This window comes from Thiorhodococcus minor (assembly GCF_010820565.1).
Classification (GTDB): Bacteria; Pseudomonadota; Gammaproteobacteria; order Chromatiales; family Chromatiaceae; genus Thiorhodococcus; species Thiorhodococcus minor.
Genome location: NZ_JAAIJQ010000004.1, coordinates 1 through 20,723, shown reverse-complemented (window position 1 = coordinate 20,723; position 20,723 = coordinate 1). Strand labels below are relative to the sequence as shown.

Annotated in this window: 15 protein-coding genes; 4 read left to right on the top strand and 11 right to left on the bottom strand. The window is 65.2% G+C overall.

Translation table 11 applies throughout. The annotated features are described in order from the left end of the window. Window positions 1-166 precede the first annotated feature (166 nt). The gene (locus G3446_RS02060; protein WP_164450737.1) at window positions 167-604 is read left to right on the top strand and encodes a DUF2934 domain-containing protein; all 438 of its coding nucleotides are present in this window, start codon (window positions 167-169) and stop codon (window positions 602-604) included. A gap of 137 nt (window positions 605-741) precedes the next feature. Here the strand turns inward: G3446_RS02060 and G3446_RS02055 are convergent, their stop codons facing one another. The 6 genes from G3446_RS02055 to G3446_RS02035 form a co-directional block, all read right to left on the bottom strand. Then, window positions 742-1,413 (bottom strand): DUF3334 family protein, encoded by a 672-nt coding sequence (locus G3446_RS02055; RefSeq protein WP_342450006.1) that lies wholly within the window; start codon window positions 1,411-1,413, stop codon window positions 742-744. Window positions 1,414-2,034: 621 nt separating this feature from the next. Then, window positions 2,035-2,673 carry a biliverdin-producing heme oxygenase gene (locus G3446_RS02050; RefSeq protein WP_164450736.1) on the bottom strand — a complete coding sequence of 213 codons (639 nt, stop codon included), beginning with the start codon at window positions 2,671-2,673 and terminating at the stop codon, window positions 2,035-2,037. Between the two features lie 457 nt (window positions 2,674-3,130). Then, window positions 3,131-3,301: a hypothetical protein gene (locus tag G3446_RS27425; protein WP_167757058.1), complete on the bottom strand. Its 171-nt coding sequence runs from the start codon at window positions 3,299-3,301 to the stop codon at window positions 3,131-3,133. A gap of 252 nt (window positions 3,302-3,553) precedes the next feature. After that, window positions 3,554-4,777: a vWA domain-containing protein gene (locus G3446_RS02045; protein ID WP_164450735.1), complete on the bottom strand. Its 1,224-nt coding sequence runs from the start codon at window positions 4,775-4,777 to the stop codon at window positions 3,554-3,556. Window positions 4,778-4,802: 25 nt separating this feature from the next. Continuing rightward, window positions 4,803-5,360, bottom strand: coding sequence for a hypothetical protein (locus tag G3446_RS02040; protein ID WP_164450734.1), 558 nt, complete (start codon window positions 5,358-5,360; stop codon window positions 4,803-4,805). Beyond that, on the bottom strand, window positions 5,357-5,902 hold the full coding sequence (locus tag G3446_RS02035; RefSeq protein WP_164450733.1) for a PspA/IM30 family protein: 546 nt from the start codon (window positions 5,900-5,902) through the stop codon (window positions 5,357-5,359). The genes G3446_RS02040 and G3446_RS02035 overlap by 4 nt, the downstream gene beginning before the upstream one ends. 312 nt (window positions 5,903-6,214) lie before the next feature. Between G3446_RS02035 and G3446_RS02030 the strand changes: the two genes are divergently transcribed. Continuing rightward, a complete protein-coding gene (locus G3446_RS02030; protein ID WP_164450732.1) occupies window positions 6,215-6,931 on the top strand; it encodes a response regulator transcription factor in 717 nt (238 codons plus the stop codon). A 174-nt stretch (window positions 6,932-7,105) separates the two neighbouring features. Continuing rightward, window positions 7,106-9,211: a sensor histidine kinase gene (locus G3446_RS02025; RefSeq protein ID WP_164450731.1), complete on the top strand. Its 2,106-nt coding sequence runs from the start codon at window positions 7,106-7,108 to the stop codon at window positions 9,209-9,211. A 1,027-nt stretch (window positions 9,212-10,238) separates the two neighbouring features. On the opposite strand, the gene G3446_RS28910 is transcribed toward G3446_RS02025, so the two are convergent. Both G3446_RS28910 and G3446_RS02015 read right to left on the bottom strand, forming a co-directional pair. Next, window positions 10,239-12,542, bottom strand: a complete 2,304-nt coding sequence (locus G3446_RS28910; protein WP_164450730.1) for an EAL domain-containing protein — start codon at window positions 12,540-12,542, stop codon at window positions 10,239-10,241. 14 nt (window positions 12,543-12,556) lie between these two features. Next, window positions 12,557-13,741 (bottom strand): ABC transporter substrate-binding protein, encoded by a 1,185-nt coding sequence (locus G3446_RS02015; RefSeq protein WP_209262222.1) that lies wholly within the window; start codon window positions 13,739-13,741, stop codon window positions 12,557-12,559. Between the two features lie 240 nt (window positions 13,742-13,981). Here G3446_RS02015 and G3446_RS02010 point away from each other — a divergent pair, with 240 nt between their 5' ends. Further along, window positions 13,982-15,454, top strand: coding sequence for a sigma-54-dependent transcriptional regulator (locus tag G3446_RS02010; RefSeq protein WP_164450729.1), 1,473 nt, complete (start codon window positions 13,982-13,984; stop codon window positions 15,452-15,454). A gap of 271 nt (window positions 15,455-15,725) precedes the next feature. Here the strand turns inward: G3446_RS02010 and G3446_RS02005 are convergent, their stop codons facing one another. From G3446_RS02005 to G3446_RS01995, 3 genes are all read right to left on the bottom strand, one after another. Then, a complete protein-coding gene (locus tag G3446_RS02005) occupies window positions 15,726-17,663 on the bottom strand; it encodes a mechanosensitive ion channel domain-containing protein (protein WP_209262221.1) in 1,938 nt (645 codons plus the stop codon). Between the two features lie 730 nt (window positions 17,664-18,393). Next, window positions 18,394-19,440 (bottom strand): thioredoxin family protein, encoded by a 1,047-nt coding sequence (locus G3446_RS02000; RefSeq protein WP_164450728.1) that lies wholly within the window; start codon window positions 19,438-19,440, stop codon window positions 18,394-18,396. Window positions 19,441-20,015: 575 nt separating this feature from the next. Beyond that, window positions 20,016-20,723: tyrosine-type recombinase/integrase (locus G3446_RS01995; protein WP_164450727.1), on the bottom strand; the 708-nt coding region annotated here is incomplete at its 5' end.

The following is a 20,723-nucleotide window of genomic DNA, read 5'->3' as shown; positions in this document are numbered from 1 at the left end:
CGCGATCAGCTGTACGAGAACGCCAGAAAAATCTAGGTTTGGGTGTATCCTATTGCAAGATCGCCCAGCTGTGCCCCAATGGACGATGCGGGCCACTTTTTCATTAGGGCGCGAGTCTGACGACCACGAATGAAACCTTGATCAAGCTAAGAGGCAAGCGATAGACATGGCTGACGACAAGATCGTAACCAAGAAGACGGCGGCGAAGAAAACGGCTTCGAAGAAGGCGGCCTCCAAGAAGGCTACGGTCAGCAAATCGTCGGCCAAGACGACGCCAGCGCCAGAGACCTCAGCCAAGGTCGCCAAGAAGACGGCGGCGAAAAGGACGACCAAGAAGACCGCGGCGAAGGCGGCGACGCCGAAAACCGCTCCGGCAGCGGCACCGCAGGCGCACGCCCTCCAGCCGGTCTCCGAGCGCTCCGGAAGCCTACATCGGCTCGCCAGCGTCAGCCCCGCACAGCGTCTCAAGATGGTCGAGGAAGCGGCTTACTACCGCGCCGAGAAGCGCAACTTCGCGCCTGGGCACGAGGCTGAAGACTGGGCGCTCGCCGAGCAGGAGATCGACGAGCTGATCGCACGCGCCAAGACAATGACCGGACGCTAGCAAGACGGGCGCGAGCGATCGAGGCTGCTTGCCCCGCGGGAGCCGCACCCTTCGAGCCTTTGTGGAGAAGCCTTGGGGCCAGCGGCGTCGGCTGACCACCGGGTGAGCGCGCGGGACCGCGCCCGCGCGACAGAGGCTCAGATGCCCAGCTCGTCGAGCAAGTCCTGATCGACGACATCCTCGCGCGAGGTCGTCGCCACGGTTCTCTGGCTCGCCTCCTCGACGATCCGATCTGGGTCGACCTCTTCTCGCTCGAAATCGTGGAGCTTGATGAACTCGGTCTTGTCCATCGCCAGCTCCATGTAGAAGACGTTGCGCCGCTCCGTGGTGAAGGAGACGCGCCGGGCTTGCGCGCGGTCCAGATTCGTGTCGATGCTGACCAGCACCTCCTTGTTGATGGCGAGCATTTTGGGCTGGTTCTGATTGATCGAGACCATCAGCTCGTGACCCACCTTACCCGTGAAGTCGCCGACGATCTGATTCATCAGCTCGCCCAGCATGTTGCCGACCTCGTCCGAGGTATGCTGAGTTGCCAGCTCCGACTCTGGCATTCCCATGCTCATCATGTAGGCGCGATAGATCTCCATGGCCGACTGCGCACAGAAATTCATGATGACGAGCCCCGAAAAGCCACCGTCGAAGAGCACGAAACAGCCGATATCCGGTCGCAGGCAGGTGCGGGTGATCTTCTGCACCATGGGCGAGTAGTTGATGTCGGTCTGCGTCGCGGTCGTGAGCACCTTCTTCACGGAGCCGCACAGCAGCACCAGGATGTCATCAGTCGTGAGTGTTTTTGACTTTGCGGCCACTGTCTCTTTCCTGCAATCTGGCTGTTGAGCCGGAGCGACGGCAGCTCGCGGGATGAGCGGACCGACAAGGCTCTTTGATGAGTGGAGTTGGTAGCGCATCTCGGGATCGCGCATGAAGGGACTGGACCCCGCCGCCCGAGATTGCATCGATCGATCCTAAAGCGTCTCCGGAAATGATTACCCTAATTGGAGCAGTCAGCTTCCAGCTACCAGCCGACAGCGGATGAAGATCATACGGTTGCCGGATCTTCTAGCCGACCAGCCGCTCACCCCTTTGGATGACTCGGAGAAGACCCGAAAGCAGCTCCAAAACAAAGCTCTAAGCTGGTAGCTGGTAGCTGGTAGCTGGTAGCTGGTAGCTGGTAGCTGGTAGCTGGTAGCTGGTAGCTGGTAGCTGGTAGCTCTTTCTAGGATTACGGGCTCGATCTTATGGGTCCGAGCGCCCTCGCCGCCCCCGACAAGCGCCTGAGGCCAAAAGCCGCCCTGATATCACCAAGCTGGCAGCTGGGCCGGCATCCGCATCCGCTCGATCCTTGTAATGGATTTCGGCGCCAAGCGGTGTGATGACATCCACAGACCACCCCGCCAGCGGCATCAAACCATCATGGGCGCGTCAGCGGCTCACGCCCACTGGGAGAGGCTGCGATCCACATAGCCGAAGGTCGCTAGCGCGCCGCGCACGACACTGTCCGCATCCAGACGCCCAGATTCCGCCAGCGCGTTCAGCTCATGGGAGAAATGCTTCCAGACCCTGGAGGTCCGACGGCCATGGAAATCGAGAAGACGGCCCGCGCCAAAGGCCTCGCCAAGGATGCGCGCGAGATGACGCGCGATGGTACGACCGCCCAGCGTTGCCCCCTCCAGGACATAGAGCCCGCCTACCAGCGCGCTCTCGTTACCCGGCGTGAGCGGCTCGAGCGGATCATGTCTGCGAGCCGGCATGGGTTTCGGCGTCCAAGCCTCACCCTGCTCCGCGAGATCGCGCAGCACAGCCGGCAGCTTCGGACGCACCCCCAAGCGCTCGACCAGATCCCCGGGAAGGGCGCCATAGAGGCGCTCCTCCAAGGGCGAGTAGACCCCTGCCATGATGCGAAGATAGCGCCGATAGTCATCGAGCGTCGCGCCATCGGACATCAGCGCCACCATCACGGGCAGCCTTTCAACGGACGCATGCGCCTCTGAGGTATCGTGGCGCAACCGAAGGGCCAGACATGGTGGATTCAGGCCTCCAGGTAGACATTGGACAAGGGGCTCCGTCATTCGATGATCCTGCTGAGAGACGACAAGCGAGAGTCTACCCCATCGCCGCGCGACGGCTGGAGAGCTCCGCCTCCGCGCCTCGACCTCATTCTACTTTGCCAGATCTAAGTCGTTATAAACTCAACAGCCACTAGCTGAAGCTGGTGGGTCGAGCCTAGGGACTGAAAGTCCGGATACGGGTCGACGGACCCGTTGGCCTTGATCGGCGCTTGGTCCAGCGTCTACCCCACCCGGAGCTTCTCACACTGGACTCCCGGCCGCGTCCCGCGCGTCGCGAGGCTCCAGCGGCCCGCGAAGCGACGCCGGAGCCTCGCGACTCGCACCCACGCCGTGGGAGCCAGAAGGAGGAGGCCGTGGTCGAAACGATGATCGACGCCCTGTTGACAGACCGGTCACCTAACCTGGAGCTGATGCGCGAGCCCGAGCCCAGGTACCCGGACCGAGATCGCGGCCGAGCTCAGGAAGACGTCCTCGTATCGGCCTCCGGCGTTGGCGCGGTCGGCTCCGCGCGATCCTTCTCTTCCGGATTCTCCCGCGAGCTGATCTTGCGCTGGCGTTTTTCCTCTTTCTTGGCCTTTTTTGCCAGATCTCGCTGCCGCTTCTCGAACGCGTAATTGGGTTTTGCCATCGGGCGCCTCTCTGTAAGAATCCTTGAATGCTACGATTGTACGGCACTCCTACTGCAATGCCTCGGGCTCTTTTGCCGAGGCCGATCTCGTACAGTCGACTCCGAGAGATTCCTTGTCCACCCCGATGCCCCTCGATCGTCGGCCGACCCATGGTGACGCGGCGAGACGCCGAGCCCACCTTCGCGCCGCTGAAGAGGCGGCTGTTGGCCGAGACGGCACCAGGCGAGTGCCGTCATTACAACGCGCCCGGATCAGTAGACAGGTGCCGCCTTGTCGTAGTGCAGCCCCTTGTCTGCGGCCTGCTCACGGACGGCACTGAAGATCTTGTGATCCAGTGAATCCTCGGCCCCGCCCTTTGCCTCCACTTGGGCATTGAGGTACCGAGAGCGCTCTTTGGTCAGCGCCTGGATCTCGCCCTCGAGTGCTTGGCGCTTGCGGGCCGTCTCGGCGATCACGGCCTGTTGCGCCTCCGCGTCCAGGTCGGCCAGGGGCTCTGGCAGCTCCTCCGCCGGCAGCTCGGCGAGATCCACCCGGCCGCTGACGACCTCCTCGACCAGCTCCTTGTCGCCGAGCAGACTCGACTTGCCGACCTCTGAGGTGACGAATCCAGCCCGGCTGGCGAGGGCCGCCGGAGATGCGGCGGCCTTGGCCGCGCGCTCGGACTCCAGTTTCTCGCGACGCTTGGCCCGCTCTTCGCGCTTCCCGTAATAGATCCGTGTCGCGTCCAGCTCGGCGGACAGGGTGGCAAGCGTCTTGTCATAAGGCGTGGCGATGGCGACGGCACTGCCGCCCTGCTCGACCTGGAAATAGCTCCCCGAGCCGAGCTGCGCGATCTGCTGCCATTCGGCGCGCGTGTCGGTCAGCGTGCCGCATTGAATCGCGTTCACCCGGATCCCGCGCCGCTTGGCCTCGGCCACCGTCTGCGGATAGGGCACGTCATCCTGATAATCCATGTGGGCGGGCGCATCGCCGACGAGGAAGATCACGCGGTAGGCGTTGGGATCCTGACTCCAGCCGATGCGATGCAGCGCATCATGCAGCGCCTGATTGACGCTCTCGGGGCCATCGCCCCCGCCTCGGGCCTGGAACTGCATCAGCTCGCTGTGAACGGCATCCAGATCCTTGGAGAGATCGACCACGCGGGTCACATAGTCGTCACCCCGGTCGCGGTAGGCCACCAGGCCCATGCGGATCTCGGGCGTCGGCTGGGCGGCGGCCATGGTCGAGGCGATCGACCAGATCTTGTCCTTCGCCGCCTGGATGAGGCCGCCCATGCTGCCGGTCGTATCCAGCACGAAGACGGCCTCGATCACCGGATGCTGGACGATACCTGGCATCGGGGCTGGATCGACGAGTGGCGGGGCCGGCGGGCGTGTCACCTCGGCCGACTGGATGGCCGGATAGTAGAGCACGGCGCCCGTGGTCATCCCGATCAGGGACAAGGCTGCAAGCGTGGTCTTGGTAGGCGTTTTCATGATCTGCTCCGTGTTTCAGAAAGACTCATTGGCGTGCCGAAAGCCGGCTCAGGGCGCGCTCGGCCGCGCGCTCCGCGGCCGCGAAAGGGTCCTCGGAAGGCTCGTCCGGGCGAGTCCCCTCCCAGCGGCGTGGAATGAGTGGAAAGAGGGCCTGGACCAGAAGGAGCATCCAGACGGTCAGGAAGAGACTCCCGGTGCGCTCGAGCGCCCAGAGGGCCGCGGCGAGGCCGAGCAGCAGAAGCCCGAGATCCAGCACGGCCGATAGAGGCTGCGCCTGGTAGTAGAGGACGCGCGTCAGCCAAACCAGGACGAGCTGCGTCAGGAGCTGCAGTCCAGCCCCGCTGGAGAAGCCGGCCACGATGAGACTGACCGTGATCCAGCCGACCACCATGACGACACGCCCCGCCTTCTCCCCGCTGCGTGCCAGCAAGTAGAGCCCGTAGCCCAGACCCAGGCCCATGCAGAGAAGCTGCGCAACATCGGCCCTGGGAATCAACAGGCTCAGCCCTGTCTGCGCGACGCTCGCAAGCAGCGCGGCGCCGAGCGCGACCAAGACACCTTCGCCGAATCCTGGCCTGGTCATGATGCCGCCCCCCGCTGGCGCTTGGCCTGCAGCAGGGCCACCTCGACATCGGCGTCGCGAACGGCATCGGAGGACGCTGGCCAGGTCTCGCGGTAGACCTCCTCCTCCGGCTCGACCATCTCCTGGTAGAGCGCAGCACGCGCCCTCAAGTCCGCGAGCCTGGACTCCTGCTCGGCCAGACGCTGCCGCCGAGCCTCGCAGTCGACCTCAAGCTCCCTCAGGCGCTGCTGGAGCTGCCCGACACGGCGCTCGGTCTCCAGACGGCGGCGAACGACAGGACGAGCCAGGTCTTCCTGGCCCGCGGCGAGACAGTCCTCCAGCGCCTCCGCCGTCTGTCTCAGCGTGCTCTCCAGCGCCGCCTTCTGGTCCCCCAGCCTGGCGCGCTCCCGCTCCTGGCGCGCCAAGGCACGCCGATCCCGCTCCAGGGTTTGCTCCATCTCCCGCACCGCTTGGGCAAGCACCAGATCCGGCGCCTCCAACCGATCCAGCATGGCGTGCAGATCCGCCCGCATTAGGCGCGACAATCGGGTCATGAATGCCATCTTCGTCACCTCCGCTCTGTTTCATCGACTCTGGCTTTCAGTCTATGGAGCGGCATCGAAGTGGCGTAGACAGGGCTTGGTAAAAGCCTTGGAGGATGTTTTACAAGGAATTTACCGAGGCGCTCGGCTTGTGCGGCTAGGCTTCAGGCAGTGGGCAGTGTGATGCTGGTAGGCCCACACAGAATCGCGCAAGTCTCCTATCCGTTGGAGGTATGCTTACCTGAAAGCCGAAGACAACAGCGGAACCTCCCACCCCATGACACCCGCCCACACCTGACACCTGACACCTGACACCTGACAACTCTCTCCCCCATGCCCCGCAAATCGCGCTTGCTCATCATCGAGGACGAAGAGCCCATCCGCGTGGGTCTTGAAGATCTCTTCGTCTTTCACGGCTTCGAGGTCGAAAGCGCCGAGGACGGCCCGGCCGGGCTCGCCAAGGCGCTCACCGGCACCTTCGATCTGATCCTGCTCGACATCATGCTGCCCGGCATCGACGGCTTCGCCATTTGCGACCGCGTGCGCGCCGTCGATCGCGCCCAGCCGATCATCATGCTGACGGCGCGCACCGCGGACGCCGACATCATCCAGGGGCTGCGGCTTGGGGCCGACGACTATGTCTCCAAGCCCTTCTCGGTCACCGAGCTGGTGCTGCGCGTGCAAGCGGTGCTCAGACGCAGTGGGGCATTGGAGGCCGAGCAAGACCGGTTGATGGTCGGTGATCTGGAGCTGGATGCCCGCAACCTCAGCGGCAGCCGAGGAGACCAGGAGATCCCCTTCACCCAGCGCGAGGTGGACATCCTCAAGTACCTGGCCGCCAATGCGGAGCGTCCCGTCTCGCGCGAAGAGCTGCTGAACAAGGTCTGGGGCTATGCGCGCGACTGCGGCATGGAGACGCGCACGGTGGACATCCATATCGCCAAGCTGAGGCGCAAGATCGAGCCTGAGCCCGGCGAGCCGCGGGTGCTCATTACGGTGCGGGGTGTCGGATACCGGCTGATGGCCGCGGCGAGCGGAGGGGATGGCTAGGATGGCCCGATACCCGAGCTGCAAGAGAATCGCCGCGCTTCGCAGCGGCTTGCGCGGGACGAGCGACCACCGAAGCTGTCTTGGTGCGTCCTGGTGGACTTCGCTCTGGCTCGTCCACCCCAAGGGTACACCGCGCGGAGCTGGAGGCTGGCCGCCGGAGGCTGGCCGCTCGAGATGAAAGGCTCGGATCACAGCCGCGCCCGCAATCGGCTGAGGCTCGGGATCGCGCTCTTCGTGCTGGCCCTAGCGGTGCCCAGCCTGCTGCTGGTGCACAAGGCCTACGACCAGATGAAGTGGGAGTCCTTTCGGCAGCAGCAGCTGATTGCGGAGGAGCTTGCAGATCGCGTCAATGAGGCGCTCGTCGCCATCGCCCGCACCGAGGACGCCAGGCCGATCGAGGACTACGCCTTCCTCGTCAGGTCAGGTGATGCGGCAGCCTCCTACACGCGGCGCTCTCCGCTCGCGGAGCTGCCGAGCGGAGACAGGATCCCGGGGCTCATCGGCTGGTTCGAAGTCGCGGCCGACGGCGCATTCAGCTCGCCCCTGGTGCCAGAAGCTGGGATCTCGCCCGCGGACTATGGGGTCGACGCCGCGGAGCTTGCGCTGCGGCAGGCGCGTGCGCAGCAGATTCGCGGCGTCTTGGTCGGAAACCGCCTGGTCGAGCGCGACGCGCGCGAGCGCCGCCCCGGGCTTGCGGGCTCGGCCGCGCTCGCGCCTGAGCCGGCAGGTACACCCAGGTCGCTCCCTGAGCTCGGCGGCCTCGGAGACACCGAGCTGGCAGAAGCGCCGGCTCCGCAGGAGACTGAGGAGGTCGCCCCGCCCCAAGCCGAGCCCGAGGACGCAAGCCGACTTTCCCAGGCGGCATTCGAGCGCCTCGCGCGCAAAGAGGCCGCTCCCGCGCCCAAGTCCGAGATGGCATCGCGCGCGAAAGGAATCGACGCCCTGCAGCTCGACGAGGGCCTGGCGCTGCGCAGCCAGAACGCGGCCCTGGAGGACAAGTCGATCCGGGACGACACGGATCGGGCGATTCGATCCACACCCGAGGCGCCGGTCGCTAAGCCCCTGGACACACAGGCGAAAGACGCGGAAAGGCGCAGACCCGTGCAGCTCTTCGAGAGCACGGTCGAGCCCTTCGAGGTGGGCCTTCTCGACTCCGGCCATCTCCTGCTGTTCCGAACCGTCTGGCGTCAGGGCGCAAGGCTCATCCAGGGCGCCCTCATCGAGCAGAAGCCCTTCCTGGATGCGCTGATCGGCAGGCCGCTCGCGACGACCGTGCTCGCACATACGACACATCTCATCGTCGCCTATCGGAGCGAGATCCTGGCGAGCTTCCGCGCCCGGCCCAATCGACGCTACGACCTGAGCTCGACACCGCTCGACGAGGGTCGCTCGCCGATGACGGGCGCCCTGCTCTACCGCACGCGGATGCAGGAGCCCTTCGGCGGATTGGAGCTGATTTTCAGCGTCAGCCAGCTCCCGACGCCCCCAGGCGCGGCCGTCATCGGCTGGATGGCGGGAGCCTTGGCGCTGGTGCTGGTCGCCGGCGGCTGGCTCATGTATCGCCTGGGCCTCGGCCAGCTCGCGCTGGTGCGCCAGCAGCAGGACTTCGTCTCGGCGGTGAGCCACGAGCTCAAGACGCCCCTGACCTCCATCCGCATGTATGCCGAGATGCTGCGCGCCGGCTTCGCAACCGAGGCACGCAAAGAGACCTACTACAGATTCATTCACGAGGAGAGCGAGCGGCTCTCGCGCCTCATTGCCAACGTACTGCAGCTGGCGCGCATCGGACGCGATGCCTTGGTGCTGGAGCCAAGACCCATGGGCATCGGCGCACTGATGGCCAAGGTGCGCGAGCGCGTCACGACTCAGGTCGAGCGCGCCGGCTTCGTCCTGGAAACAGGCTGCGACCTTGATGCCGAGATCCTGGTCGACCCCGACGCCTTCGCCCAAATCCTCATCAATCTAGTCGACAATGCCCTCAAGTTCTCGGCCAAGGCGCAGACGCGGCGTATCGAGATCCGCTGCGAGCTCCTGGGCGCGAGCCAGCTGCGCGTCGGCGTGCGTGATTTCGGACCTGGGATTCCGAAAGAGCAACGGAAGCGGATCTTCGATCTCTTCTATCGGGGGAGCGCGGCCAAGGCCCAGGCAATCTCGGGGACGGGAATCGGCCTTGCGCTGGTACAGCGCCTCAGCCAAGCCATGGGGGGACGAGTGACGGTCGTCGACCGGAGCCCAGGGGTCGAGATTTGCGTCGACATGCCCCTGACGAGGGCGCCATAGAGGCTAGCCACTCGTCAGGGCAACAGACCCACCAGCTCGAAGCTCCTACACCAAGACATCCATCAAGAAGCGGCGTCCCTGCGCCCTGCTTCCCAGTGACCCAAGAGGCGGCTGCCAATCTCGATCCTCTCGCCGGCTCGGCGCCTTCCAACGACCGCGCCTCTAGAGCCCGAGCCGGCGGTGGTCTCATCGACCACTTGCTGCCAAAGGATGGGCTTCCGATGCCCGCGAGACCTCTCCCTCCACCTGCCTGCTTGCCTATCAGCCCACCTGACGATCGACCCAACTGACCATTAATTCAACTGGCCATCAACTCTACTGCCCATCAACTCTACTGCCTGCTGTCTGATTCAGGGCACCCACAGATCTCGACTGCTTCACCTGATCGATGGGTGCCCTGCCGTGGGTGATGGATTCCCTTCCCACCCGGCCGAGACGCCCCCGGCACTTCGGCGGAACAGCGCTGCTACTGCCCTCTTCTCTGCAGCTGCTCCGCTTGCGTTGGCGGGAGCCGTACAGGACGCATCTGTTGGCGGGTTGCCAGCGATGCCATACCCAGCATGCATCCGCTCAAGAATGCCCAACCTGTCATGCCCCCAAACCACTGATACATGTACGACATGGTCTTTCTCCGGTTGGCGGATGCGCTTGCTCGGCCGGCCGATCGCTCCTTAAGACCTGCACTGCTCGGCGACGGACACCCTCTTCCACTTTCCTGAGTCTTCGAGCCCTCGAACAGCCTGGCTCTCACCTCAAGTCCGCGGGGACTCCAGCCCCTCTGCTCATGCTCCTCACGACTTCAGGTTAGGACAGGGCTAGGGGTACGGATGGGACTGCGGTCACAGTTCGGGAGTGGGTCGAGCGGCGACCAGTCGAGGCTCGACAGATGGGGCCTAGGATGAGAACAGCGGCACAAAATCAGAGGATGACCGGGTCGGCGAGGTGGGACGGACTGACCGAAAGGGCATGAGAGATCTGGCGTCCGGACCAGGCGCGGGCTCAGTGCCTCGACCCGGCAGGCCACCGGCTAGGCGGGCACCGCGGCCGTGCGCAGCCGCTCCCCAGCAACCGGCCGGCCGAACAGAAAGCCTTGTGCCAGGTCGCAGCCCTCGGCAATGAGCCTGTCGCGCTGCTCCTCGGTCTCGACACCCTCGGCGATGACCTCGAGTCCGAGCTGATGTGCCACGCTGATGAGGGTCGAGGTCATGAGCGCGTCCTCTTCGCTCGTCTCCAAGCCCTCAATCGAGCTGAGATCGATCTTGAGCTTGCTGAATTTGAAATGCCTCAGATAGCGCAGGGAGGAGTAGTGCGAGCCGAAGTCATCCATGACTACGGCGACACCGAGCGCATTCAATGCATCGAGAACGGCCGCCACTTCTGGCCGTGCGCGTACCAGCGATGCCTCGTTCAGCTCCAGCTCGAGCCGGGTGCCGGAGGCGCGACAGTTTGCTTGCAGCTCGCGAAGCAGCGCGATGAAGTCATCCGTGAGCTGCACGGTCGAGATGTTGACGGCCAACGCAAGCCCCTCCTCCGGCTTGTCCCAGCACGCGACCTCCCGACACGCCTGACGGAACAGCCAGAGGCCGAGCGGACGGATCAAGCCGGTCTCCTCGGCAATGGGGATGAAAACGCTCGGCGGCACCTCGCCAAGCGCCGCGTCATGCCAGCGGCATAGCGCCTCGACGCCGATCATCCGACCGTCGGAAAGGCGGACCTGGGGCTGGTAGCAGACCTCCAGCTCGCCCGCATGGACGGCCTGGGTCAAACGCGCCTCCAGCTCGAGGCGATCACGCACCGCCACGCCCATGTCGCGGGAGTAGAGGCAATAGCTGCCCGCACCCCGCTCCTTGGCCGCGTACATCGCCGTGTCCGCACAACGCAGCAGCTCCCCGACCGTCTCCCCGTCCGAGGGATAGAAGGCGATGCCGATGCTCGCGCCGACGTTCACGATGGCGCCGGAGTCGAGGCGATAGGGCTCGGAGAGCCGGGCGATCAGATCCTCGGCGAAGTGCGCCGCGCCCGTCTTCTCCTTGCTGCTCTCGACCAGCAGGGTGAACTCGTCGCCGCTGCGGCGCGAGACCGCGTCCGTGGTGCGCACCCGGTCGATGATGCGCTGCGCCACTTGCTTCAAGAGCGTGTCGCCCGCCTCATGGCCCAGGGTATCGTTCACGGCCTTGAAGCGATCCAGATCGACGAAGAGCAGCGCGATCTCGGTGTCGGCACGCCGGGCGCGCTTCAAGGCATCGTCGACCCGCTCCTCGAAGCGCGCCCGGTTCATCAAGCCGGTCAGCTTGTCGAAATAGGCGAGCTGGGCCAGCTCATGCTCCGCCTTGCGGTGAGCGACCAGCGCCCGCCGCAGGGCGTCGCCGAGCACGGCGATCTCATCTCCCCGCATATCTGCCGGAATGTCCTCAGGGGCACATGCCGGATTCTCGACGATCACCTCGGCAAGCCGCTCGAGCCTCCGGCTGACCGGACCCGCCACCATGCCGGCCAGCCACCAAACCAGACTCGCCGCGGCGATCGACGCCAGCACCAAGACGGCGCCGCGGATCAGCAAGGGTTTCTGCCAGGGACTCGTGGTGGAGTGGACTTCAAGCTGGAGGTCGTAGAGATGGGGGATGTCGGGATGATGCAGCGCGTAGGTCGCCCGCGCGAAACCAGGACGATCCGGCTCGCCGCGCAGTTGCCATTGCGTATCGCCGCCACGGATGATGACACCGCGCTCGCGCAGCTCCTCGGCGACCTCGGAGCTCAGCATCGCCTCGAGATCGATCGCACCCAGCAGGACTCCGATAACGCCCTCGGCATAGGGGAATTCGATGGGGACACCAACCCAGAAACGCCCGTCCGGGACCGAGATGAGCTTGGTGGCGGGCGTCTGTCGCGAGAGCACCTGCTCCACCAGAAGCGCGACCGCGTCGTCTCCACGCTCGGGCAGCCTGGAATCGCCCGCGACGAAGCGGCCCCGATAGTCCAGAAGCGCGAGCTGGCTGCTCGGGAGCGCCCGATTGCGATCTTCCAGGAAGGGAGCCAGATAGGCGTCGCGATCGCGTGAGTCGGACAGCGCGGTCCAGACCAGGGTGCTGTTCGCGAGCTGGACGATCTCGTCCACGCGGTTGTCCAGCGTCGCGCTCAGATAGCTGCCGAACACCCGGGCCGCCGTCTCGTTGGCCTCTCGCGCGGATCGCGGGATATCGTGAAGCGCCAACGTGAGCTCGGCGATTCCGATCGCGCCTGCGACCACCATGGCAACGAGAAACGCCGCCCGCTGCACCCGCCGCTTGAGCCGAGAGTGCTTCGCCGGACCGCGCACCTGGGGACTGTCCACAGGGGGCACCCCGCTCAGTCGCGCGCGGGAATGAGCTGATCGTCCTCCTTGTAATACGCCATGAAGACGTCTTCCTGAGAGAGCGCGTCATGTCGCTCCGGCGTGAAGGGGCGCTCGTAGTGGCGCACCAGCCCCTGGTAGGGCCCCAGATGCTCCAAGGCATGCCTGATCGCGGCGCGGTCTGTGCTGCCTGCCAGATTCACCGCGCGTGCCAGAAGATGGGTGAGATCATAGGCGTGCGCCACGCCCACGGGACTCGGCACGGACGCCGGCCCAGCAACGCCGTAACGCTCCCGCAGGGCCTGCAAGACACGCTTCGCAATAGGATCGGAGCGGCCGACGAAGCTGTAGGTCTGGACCACCGCGAGCTCGATCTCCTGGAGCGCATCCCCCGCGAGCGTCGCGAAGGCGCCACCGGTCACGCCCCAATGGCTCACCACGGGCAGCCGATCGGACTCCGGCAGCCCGGCCATCTCTTTCACCAGGAGCGCGCCCTCCGGCTCGTTGCCCACGAGCAGAATCGCCTGGGCATCCCGCCGCGAGAGCTCGAGATAATGGCGCAGGAAGGATGGATTCCCCCAGTTGTACCACCGCTCGCCAATCAGCTCGACGCCAAGCTCGGCGGCCGCCGCCGCAATGGCGCTCTCATTGCTCCGGCCCCAGGCCGTATTGGGCAGCAGCACGCCGATTCGCTCCGCACCATAGGTCTTCTTGGCGAACCTCAGCATCACGGGCGCGGCCCAAGAGTCCTTCAGAGACAGCCGAAAGGTATAGCTCGGCCGATAGTCATGATCCGTGATGATGTCCGCCGCACCCCATGGGTCCATGAGGGGGACACCAAGCTCATGGACGACCGGCAGGCTTTCGACATAGATCGGACTGAACTTGCCGCCGAAGACCGCGACCAGGTCCGGGAGCTTGGCCAGCTCACGCAGATTGTCGACGCCGCGCGCGGTGATCGAGCGGTTATCGCGCGTCACCAGCTTCAGCGGCCGCCCGCCGAGCACCCCGCCGGCCGCGTTGATCTCCGCGATGGCGATCTCCATGCCGCGTTGGATGGCCTGGGCCGAGGTGCTGGTGCGGTGACCGAACTCCGCGTCCAGGCCCACCAGCACGGGCGACGCTGGCGGAGCGGCACCACAGGCCGTGACGATGAACAGTCCGGCAAAGGTCGAGAAAAGACGCTTCCAAAGATCCACGAATCCCCCTGAATGGTCTCGAAAGGGGTCACAAGACGCATCTCGCATCCGCCCTGAGATAGGCTCGAACAATGGTTGACCCAAGATCGCATGCTAAGCTAGGCGATTCGTCCGCTTGCCGATCTTCCTCACACCTCCGATCACAGGTCGATCGCGGGCCAGGCGTCACCCGGGCTTGCCCAGGCCGGCGAAAACCCCGAAGCTCGAGGCCCCGAGTCCAGCAAGCCCCGGATCCCAGCCATGCCGGCAAGACCTCGATTGAGCGCGGACGAGCGCGCCTATTTCTCACTCCTGACCGAGACAGTCTACGCCAATCCATTCGGCCAGGATCAGGAGCGGCTGAGCCGGCTCCTCGGTCGGGACGCGCCCCGCGCCGTCTCGCAAGCGGACCTCTACGACAAGCTGATGCCGGCCCTGGAGGCGCGACTGGACGCCTTGCGCGAGCGCGGCCTGGAGCGGCTCGACCAGCTCAACGGCGAGGATCAGGCACTGATGCGCCAGGTCTATCTCTTTCACGGCTACCAGCACTCCTACCGGCTGCTGGATGGGCTCATCGAGCATCAACGGCGCGGACGAGCCGCCGCCGCGGATCTGAGCTGGATGCCCGGCCTGCTGGATCGGCTCGGAAGCTATGGCTTCGACCCACGCGAGTCGCGCCGCTGGGTCGCCCTCTACTACCAGCTGCGCCGCGCCTACTACTTCATCGAGCGCGCCCTGGTGGGCCGTAGCGAGCCGATGCGCGCGCTGCGCCGCGCGCTTTGGAACAGCGTCTTCACCACAGATCTGCGCAGCTACACCCAACTACTCTGGGGACGCATGCAGGACTTCTCGACCCTCCTGCTCGGCGAAACGGGCACCGGCAAAGGCTCGGCGGCGGCCGCCATCGGACGCTCCGGCCCGATCCCGCTTGAGGGGCCGGGACATGGCTTCGCGCGCGGAATCGAGGACACCTTCATCGCGACCAATCTCTCCGAGCTGTCCGAGGGGCTGATCGAGTCGGAGCTCTTCGGCCATCGCAAGGGCGCCTTCACCGGCGCGGTCGACAACCATGACGGCCTCTTCGCGCGCTGCGATTCCCACGGGACCCTCTTTCTCGACGAGATCGGCGACGTCTCGCTCCCGGTCCAGACCAAGCTGCTGCGGGTACTCCAGGAGCGGACCTTCACGCCGGTCGGCAGCCACCAGCCGCAGCGCTTCGAGGGGCGGATCGTGGCGGCGACGAATCGCTCGCTGGGAGCGCTATTGGGCGGCGGCGATTTCCGGCGCGATTTCTTCTACCGACTCTCGGGCAACATCATCTGCGTCCCCACGCTGCGCGAGCGCTTGGCCGATACCCCGGACGAGCTGGAAGAGCTGGTCGGCGCCCTCCTCGGCCGCATGGTCGGCGAGGCGGCCGATGCCCTGCGGACGCGCATCATGGAGGCCCTGTCCGAGCTTCCCGCGGACTACGCCTGGCCAGGCAATGTTCGGGAGCTGGAGCAGGCCCTGCGCCGCATCATCCTCAACGGGCGCTATGTCCCGGATGCGCTGCCCGGCAGTCAGGACCCCAAGGCCGACCCTTGGCTCTCGGGAGCTGACGCCGGGAGCCTCGACGCGGCCGGCCTGCTCGCTGGCTACTGCCGCAGGCTCTACGAAAAGCTGGGGACCTATGAGGCGGTCGCCCGCGTGACCGGGCTCGACCGGAGGACCGCGAAGCGGCACATCGAGGGGTGAGAGCAGCCGGCGGTCAATCCTCCGGGGGCGGACCCGCGCCAGCAGCGCCTCCCAGACGATGGCGACGCCGGGAAGAATAGCTACCGGAGTGGGCTCCGAGAGATCCCGCACCTCAGCCGATCAGGGATCGATCATCGCCGGTCGGCCGACCGCCTTAAACGCACCAGCCGACCAGGCGAGCCTGAGAAGTCCGAATACAGCCCTGCCGTCGTCGGAAGCGCGTCTCGAAGAACGGACAGGATTCACTAGCTCCAAGACCCTGCCCGCAAGATCAGCCCTCGGCGCGATCCTCTCCGTCATCCTCGGCGGGAATCGACCGGGATGATCCGGTAGCCCCTGGCGCAGCGATGCGCCCGAGCTTGTCTTGCGCCCCTCCCCCGCTCGCGCCTTCCTGGATGTAGAGGTGAACATCCCGTTGCGGGAAGGGGATGTTGATGCCTTCGGCGTCGAATCTCTGCTTCACGGCCTTGGTGATGTCCCAGTAGACATCCCAATAATCCGCCGTGCTGGCCCAGGGCCGGCAGATGAAACTCACCGCGGAGTCGCCCAGGGCGCTCAGGCGAATGGTGGGCTCCGGATCCCGCAGCACCTTGGGGTGAGCCGCGACCAGCTCTTCCAGGATGGCCTGGGCGCGATCCATGTCGTCGCTGTAGCCGATCCCGAACTCCATATCGACGCGGCGCGTGCGCGCCGCGGTCGCGTTGGTGATGACGTCGTTCCACACCTTGTTGTTCGGCACCAGCATGTTCTTGTTGTCGAACGTCTTAATGGTGGTGGAGACCAGGTTCAGGGCGGTGACCTTGCCGGACACCCCACCGGCGTCGACGATGTCCCCGACATCGAAGGGACGGAAGAAGAGGATCATGAGCCCGCTGGCGAAATTGCTGAGTGAGTCCTGCAGGGCAAAGGCAATGACGAAGCCCGCCGCACCAACGATCGCGAGCAGCGGCCCGATGCTCACCTCGAGCGCGGCCAGGGCCATGATGAGACCGACAGCCATCACCACCCATCGCACGCTGCTGACGAGAAAGTCCTCCAGGAGCTGCGAGGCATTGCCGATAACGCGCAAGGCACGGTGAGTGGCCCGGCTGAGCATCTTCGACAAAAACCAAGCGAGGAAGAGGATACCGACGAACATGCCAAGATTCATCGCCCAGCGCAGACCGCCCTCGTCCGAGGTCAGCCAGCCCTTGACCGCCACCCAGGCCGACGTGGTGTCTTTCACATCGACGCGGATACCACTCACAGAGCGGATGTAGAGCCTGTAGTCCTGAATCTTCGCGAGCGTCTCGCTGTCGTCCTTGTCGGTCTTGGATTCCAGCTCGTCGAGCGCCGCCTTGAGGTGGTCGATGATCACCGTCCGGTCCTCACGCAGCGCATTGAGGCGCTCGAGCAGCCGAGCCTTCTCGTCCCTGCGGACATCTTGCGCGGCCTCCATTGCCGAGTCGGCGGCCTCCATTTCCTGTCCATCGACGACACCATCGGCGATTGCCGCGACGGCCTTGCTGGCGCTCGACTCGGCCTCCGCAGCCGCCCTCTGAGCCTCCACGGTCGCCTGCTTGGCCTCGGTCGCCGCCTTCTCGACCGAAGCCTCGTCCTCTGGATCGACCTCGGCCGCCACCTTCTTCACGCGATCCAGCGCGGCACCCGCCTCCTCGGCGGCCGTCGAGACCGCATCGAGGCTGACCTCCGCATCCGCGCCCAGCAGCCGCTTCGCCTCGGCACTCTTCTCGGCAGCCGCCGCGGCAGCGTCAACGGATTCGCCCAGCTGATCGACCTTGGCCTGCGCCGCTTTCGCCGCTTCCTCGGCCTCTTGAATCTGCGCTGAATCACCCGACGCCTTGGCCGCTTGCGCCTTCTCCCGAACCTCGCTCAGCTCTGCCTGCGCCGCCTCCGCCTGCGTCTGAATGACCTCGGCCGCCTTGATCTCCTTGTTCTGGCGCATCACGGCGATCTCCGCGTGGGCGATCTCCTGCGCCTTGGTCCGCAGCACAGCCTGCCAAGCCTCCGCCTCGGCCAGCAGCTCGGTCTTCGTCATCGGCTTGAGCAGCAGCGCGAGCTCCTCGGCTGGAACGGACAGGTCGACGGTCGCCGCCGCTGCGGCAGTCGCTTCCGAATCGGCTTGAGCGGCCAGAGACAAGGATGAAGTAGCGACGAAGACGCTCAGACTGCACGCGATCAGCAGGTGCAGGAGGCGGTTTCCAAACATGCGTTTCCCCCAGTGAAATCTGAATTCATAGTACTCGCCGACTGAGCGGATGAGGTCCGCTGCCGCGATGACTCGAATGTAAGCTCGAAGGATGCCGTCAGCTCACCGGGAGACCGGCGGACAATGACCTGGTCCAGCCATGTAAGTTGAGAGTGACCAGGCGCGCCGGTAAGGCAAGCGTCGATGCCTTTGTCGGCTGGGCGCCGATCATCGTCTCGGCCAGTTGTCTTCCGAAGGGCGGACAAGCGCAGCGCAGTCCACCAACGCCGGCGCCGCATTCCGTGGACTTCGCTCTCGCTCGCCCACCCTACCGGCCCGACTGATGACCAAGGTCGTCGGCTAGCAGTAAGGGCTCTCGAAATCCGGCCTCGGCCGTCGTTTCGCCCGACCGCTTTGCGTGGACAAGCGCCAAGACTGCGAAAGTATCCCGGGCACACCGCGAAGATCGCACCTTGCCCAAGCATCAAAGCGTTAGGCTGGCCGCCATGCTGGGCTTCGCATTTCAGCCCGACCTACGCAGAATTTCTTTTAGGTCTCGCAGCACAGCCAGCCAATGCCGCCGCGGAATTCGGTGGGCTTGGCTCCGGCTCGTCCACCCTAACAGTCCACGGACGACCGAGGCCAGAGATCGCGCTGATGAGTCGGTCATTGTCGGCGAGCTTGTATTGTCTTCCCCGCGGCCTGTTTTATGGGCCATTCGACCAATTCCAACCCGATTGCCGGGCTCGCCTCATTCCTGCGCTTCCTCGCCCTCGATGCGCTCCAAGGCCTTGGAGCGGGCGAATCGCTGATAGGTCCAATCCTTGTCGTAGGCGCGCTCCAAGGTATACATGAGCGCGTTCACCATGCGCTGGCGCAAGACCAAGGCGTCCGTTCGCAAGACCTCCAGGCCCTGCTCCTCGAAAAACAAGAGCGCCGGCAATCCTGTGAGACCGGTCTCCGCAAACCACGCCGCAGCAGTGGTCCGCCGACCGTCCGGCGTCAGAACCGGGGTATCCGCACCCTCGGCGTCCAGTCGCACCACATCGAAGCGCCCCAGGAGCGCGCGAACCTCAGGCAGCGCCAGCACCTCCTGGTGCATGCCGGCGCAGGGCTCGCAGCCATGGGTCTCGAAGATCACCAGCAGTGGCCTATCCGCGGGCATGCGGCTGCGATCCAAGGCGTAGGGCGGTGGCGAGAAGAGCGGATCTGGCGCGAGCCGATAGCCCTCGCTCGGAGATTGGAGCCCCGCGCTTCGCGCAATGACGAAGTCCCTGAACGACTGCCCCTCCTGCTGGTGTCCGCCGAGATAGTCCAGAACGCTGGCGAAGCGCTCGGGATCCTGATAGCCGACGCCGCGGTAGAGGAGCTCGCCGCCTTCGCCATAGAACAGCAGGGTCGGGGCAAAACCGGCGCCCGCGCGATCCGCGAATGCCTTCACCCGCAGCTGACTGCCATCCGGCGCGACCATTTCGGCGTCACTGAAGATTTCCAGCCCGATGGCGTCGAACTGGGCCTGGACGCGCTCGGCCAGACTCGCCTCACCCAGGCTGGTCCGGATGAATTCGGCGCAATAGGAGCAGCCCTCGGTCGTGAACAGCACCATGACCCCCCGCTTCCCCGCCGCTATGGCCTCCTCGATGTCTTCCGGCAGCTCGAGGAAGCTCTCCTTGAACCACTCGGGATAGGCGATGTGCATGATGGCCGCGTCCTCGAAATCGCCAGCCAGCGACCCGCCCAGGCTAGCGGCCCAGAGGATAACGAGGAAGAGGACACGACGGAATCGGGCGACGTTCATGAGCGCTCCCACCATTTCTTGGATCAGTCCACCGACGAGGTGCGGCCAGTCGACCGAAAAACAGCGACCGGGCCGTAAACGACAGGAGCAACGCCAGAGCCCTCGACGCTCGGCGCGCTCGAGACCGCTCATCCGAGGGCGCCGCGGATCCTCTTCTCGAAATCTTCTTACCAGCCTTTCACACTCAGGAAACGGGTGACGGGATGAGGGCAGGATGCTCTCCGCCGGTCATTTTTCCCGCCTAAGCCCCAGGATCGCCAGCAAGCGGGCTCCCAAGGCGCCGTCTTCGTAGGAGCCCGCTTGCGGGCGACTCGCTTGCAGGCGACTGGTACGAGGATTCTAGGAATTCGCCTAAGCTAGCTGCTGGTTGCTGGCGGCCCTCGTCCGCTGCCGGCCAGGGAAGCGCAAAGCGCGAGGCCGGTAGTCCCGGGTAGGCGTGTGCGCGTGCGTATTGCCGGAATGTCGATAATGCCGTTCCCGGCATTATCGACATAATCCCGGGTGCCGAATAATGCCGAGTCACCCTGCAAGCACCGTATGGCGACTGGGCTGCGGGGCCACTCGACTCGGCATTATCAGCGGCTCTTCAGGAAGGCGAGCAAGTCGTCGTCCGGTCGATACCGGCCACGGGCCTCACTCAGTGGTGTCGTTCGATCGAGGGCCTGCTGCTTGAGCTCCAGGCTGGCATGGAGATAGATCTGGGTCGTGTCCATCGACTCATGACCGAGCCACATGGCAATGACGGCGCAGTCGACGCCGCTATGCAACAGGGCCATGGCGGCGGAGTGGCGCAATCCATGCGGGGTGATGTCTTTTTCGACCAATGATGGGCACTGTTGGCGGGCCTGCGCCAGATGCTTCTTCAGCAGATCGGCCACGGCGTCACGACTGAGTGCTCCTCCTCGAGTCGACGGGAACACGATGGCCGAAGATCCCTGAGCCTGCTCGCGCTGCCAAGCCCGTAACGCGGACGCGGCCTCCGGGCGCAGCGGTGTACAGCGTTGCTTGCGGCCTTTGCCGAGGCAGCGCACATGGGCGCTGGTTTGGAGCGTGACATCCTGCCAGCGCAGGCCGATCAGCTCGGACACGCGCAGTCCGGTTTGCAGCGCCACCAACAGCAGGGTGCGGTCGCGTCGTCCGAGCCACGTCGACAGATCCGGGGCGGCGAGCAGCGCCTCACTTTCCACGCGCGTGAGGTAGGCGATGGGCGCGCGCTCATAGCGCTTGGACGGGATGGCCAAGACCCGTTCGATCAGGCCACTGTGCTCGGGGACTTCGAGGGC

What these genes read in the sequence shown, in the direction of transcription:
- G3446_RS02060 (WP_164450737.1), top strand. Translation starts at nt 167, where the DNA reads ATGGCTGACGACAAGATCGTAACCAAGAAGACGGCGGCGAAGAAAACG.
- G3446_RS02045 (WP_164450735.1), bottom strand. Translation starts at nt 4,777, where the DNA reads ATGAAAACGCCTACCAAGACCACGCTTGCAGCCTTGTCCCTGATCGGG.
- G3446_RS02050 (WP_164450736.1), bottom strand. Translation starts at nt 2,673, where the DNA reads ATGACGGAGCCCCTTGTCCAATGTCTACCTGGAGGCCTGAATCCACCA.
- G3446_RS02005 (WP_209262221.1), bottom strand. Translation starts at nt 17,663, where the DNA reads ATGTTTGGAAACCGCCTCCTGCACCTGCTGATCGCGTGCAGTCTGAGC.
- G3446_RS02030 (WP_164450732.1), top strand. Translation starts at nt 6,215, where the DNA reads ATGCCCCGCAAATCGCGCTTGCTCATCATCGAGGACGAAGAGCCCATC.
- G3446_RS27425 (WP_167757058.1), bottom strand. Translation starts at nt 3,301, where the DNA reads ATGGCAAAACCCAATTACGCGTTCGAGAAGCGGCAGCGAGATCTGGCA.
- G3446_RS02000 (WP_164450728.1), bottom strand. Translation starts at nt 19,440, where the DNA reads ATGAACGTCGCCCGATTCCGTCGTGTCCTCTTCCTCGTTATCCTCTGG.
- G3446_RS02035 (WP_164450733.1), bottom strand. Translation starts at nt 5,902, where the DNA reads ATGGCATTCATGACCCGATTGTCGCGCCTAATGCGGGCGGATCTGCAC.
- G3446_RS02040 (WP_164450734.1), bottom strand. Translation starts at nt 5,360, where the DNA reads ATGACCAGGCCAGGATTCGGCGAAGGTGTCTTGGTCGCGCTCGGCGCC.
- G3446_RS02010 (WP_164450729.1), top strand. Translation starts at nt 13,982, where the DNA reads ATGCCGGCAAGACCTCGATTGAGCGCGGACGAGCGCGCCTATTTCTCA.
- G3446_RS02025 (WP_164450731.1), top strand. Translation starts at nt 7,106, where the DNA reads ATGAAAGGCTCGGATCACAGCCGCGCCCGCAATCGGCTGAGGCTCGGG.